This is a genomic window from Actinospica durhamensis (assembly GCF_018139695.1).
Lineage (GTDB): Bacteria > Actinomycetota > Actinomycetes > Streptomycetales > Catenulisporaceae > Actinospica > Actinospica durhamensis.
In genome coordinates this window covers 1-2104 of sequence record NZ_JAGSOG010000526.1, presented here as the reverse complement: position 1 = coordinate 2104, position 2104 = coordinate 1, and the positions used below count along the sequence as shown (strand labels likewise).

Below are 2104 nucleotides of genomic sequence, written 5' to 3'. Positions count from 1 at the left end.
GCTCTCGCCCTTGGGCTGCGGCTGGTCCCCGCCCCTGCCGCCTTCGGTGAAGCCGTGTCCGGCCCAGTGGGCGCTCGCCTGTCCGCCGAGGTACGCGGTGAGGATCTCGCCGGGCTTCACCGGCAGCCACAGCCGCACCGCGGCGCCCATGCCGGGCCGGACCGATCGGTCGGACACTTCGCCGCCCGCGCCGCCGACGAGCAGGAAGTTGGCCATGGACACGTTGTCCGGGACCGTGTACACCTTCTTGACCACGTCGGACGGGATGTTGAGCTCGGCCTCGACCGGTGTCGATAGGGTCGACATGGCTTCCTCCTCAGGCTCGGTGCCCACGCCCGGTCGGAGTCCCGGGGTCGAATGGGCTTTGCCGTACGTTGGGTCTCCACTTTCCTTACGAGCTTTCCCTACGAGCCTCGCGCCGGTCGGAGCACGCTGCGCGGTGGTCCGGCTCGCCGGGGACGCGGTGTGCTCGCCACGGCAGCGTCGACGGGACCTGTTCACGCTGCGCGACCTGGGCGAACGTCTGCTGCGCGCATCTGCCGGAGCTGCTTGGAGCTGCCGGCGAATGCCGCCATTCAGGGCATCGAACGCGTTGGGCCTGCCCGGCGGTGTGAGGGGGCTGTCGCTTCGCTCGCGGGTGTCATGGTCGTCGCGCGGTCAGGTCGTCCAGGCGGAGTCGGAGGCGGCGCGCGTCCGCGGCCATGCCGAGGCGCTGATAGATCTCCAGGGCCTGGTGCAGATGCGCGGTGCCCTGGGTGGGGTCGCCGGTGGTCAGGTGGTGTTCGCCGATGCCTTCGAGCGAGACGGCTTCGTCGTCGGGTTTGTTCAGTTCGTGGTTCATGGCCAGAGCCTGCTGGTAGAGGCCGAGGGCGCGGGTGCGTTCGCCCGCGGCGGAGAGGGTGGCGGCGTAGTGGTTGAGCGCCCAGGCCTCGTTGCCGCGGTGGCCGAGTGCGCGGTAGAGCTCCAGGCCCCGGGCCAGAGCTTTGCCGGCCTCCGGCAAGTCGCCGGTCTGATACCGCACACGTCCCAGGTTGCACAGGGCGCTGGCCTCGCCGAGGCGATGGCCGAGTGCGCGGTAGAGCTCCAGGGCCCGGGTTTGGGCGTCTTCGGCTCCGGGATAGTCCCCGGTCTGGTACCGCACGCCCCCGAGGCCGCGCAGCGCGCCGGCTTCGCCGAGGCGGTGGCCGAGTGCGCGGTAGAGCTCCAGGGCTCCCATATGCGCGTCGCCGGCCCTGGACAGGTCTCCGTCGTGCTCCCACACGCGTCCCAGGTAAGTCAGGGCATTGGCTTCGCCGTGATGGTGGCCGAGTGCGCGATAGAGTTCCAAGGCCCGGGCCAGGGCGACGCCGGCTCCGGGATAGTCCGCGGTCAGAAACCGCACGAGCCCCAGATTGGTCAGGGCATTGGCTTCGCCGTCTCGGTGGCCGAGGGCGCGGTAGAGCTCGAGGGCCCGGGTGTGGGCGTCGTCGGCGCCGGGATAGTCCCCGGTCAGGTGCCGTACGTGCCCGAGGTACGTCAGGACATTGGCTTCGCCGTGGCGGTCGCCGAGTATGCGATAGATCGCAAGGGCCTGGTTCAGGACGTCGTCGGCTCCGGGATAGTCCCCGGTCAGGTGGCGTAGGTACCCGATGTCTGTCAAAGCATTGGCTTCGCCGTGGCGGTCGCCGCATGTGCGGTAGATCGCAAGGGCCTGGTTCAGGACATCATCGGCCCCGGGATAGTCCCCGGTCAGATACCGCGCGCGCCCGAAGTCGGTCAGGGCGTTGGCGTGGGCGACGGGGTGCGCCGAGCGTTCGGCGGCCTCGGTGGCGACCCGGTGGACCTGCAGGGCACGGGCCCAGGGGCCGTCGGTCAGCAGGATTTCGGCCAGTCCCGCGGCCAGCGCGATCACATGCCCGTCGAGGCCCTCGGCGTGAGCGTGGGCGAAGGAGGCCTCCAGGTTGGGACGTTCGCCGCGCAGCCAGGTGTGGGCGGCATCCGGGCCGGCCGGGGCGGGGCTCTCCGATCGGCAGGTCTGGCGCCACTCCTTCGAGTGGAAAAGGGGAACTCCGTCGCAGGGGCGCGATTCGATCCGTACCCGCTCCGGCATGATGAGCGGCCATCG

The 2104-nt window shown here is 70.5% G+C and carries 1 protein-coding gene and 1 pseudogene; both read right to left on the bottom strand.

From position 1 onward, the window contains the following. Positions 1 to 306, bottom strand: a pseudogene (locus tag KDL01_RS40710) (hypothetical protein); the annotation flags it as partial. Positions 307 to 640: 334 nt separating this feature from the next. Beyond that, the coding region (locus KDL01_RS40705) for a tetratricopeptide repeat protein (RefSeq protein ID WP_212534071.1) at positions 641 to 2104 on the bottom strand (1464 nt) is incomplete at its 5' end.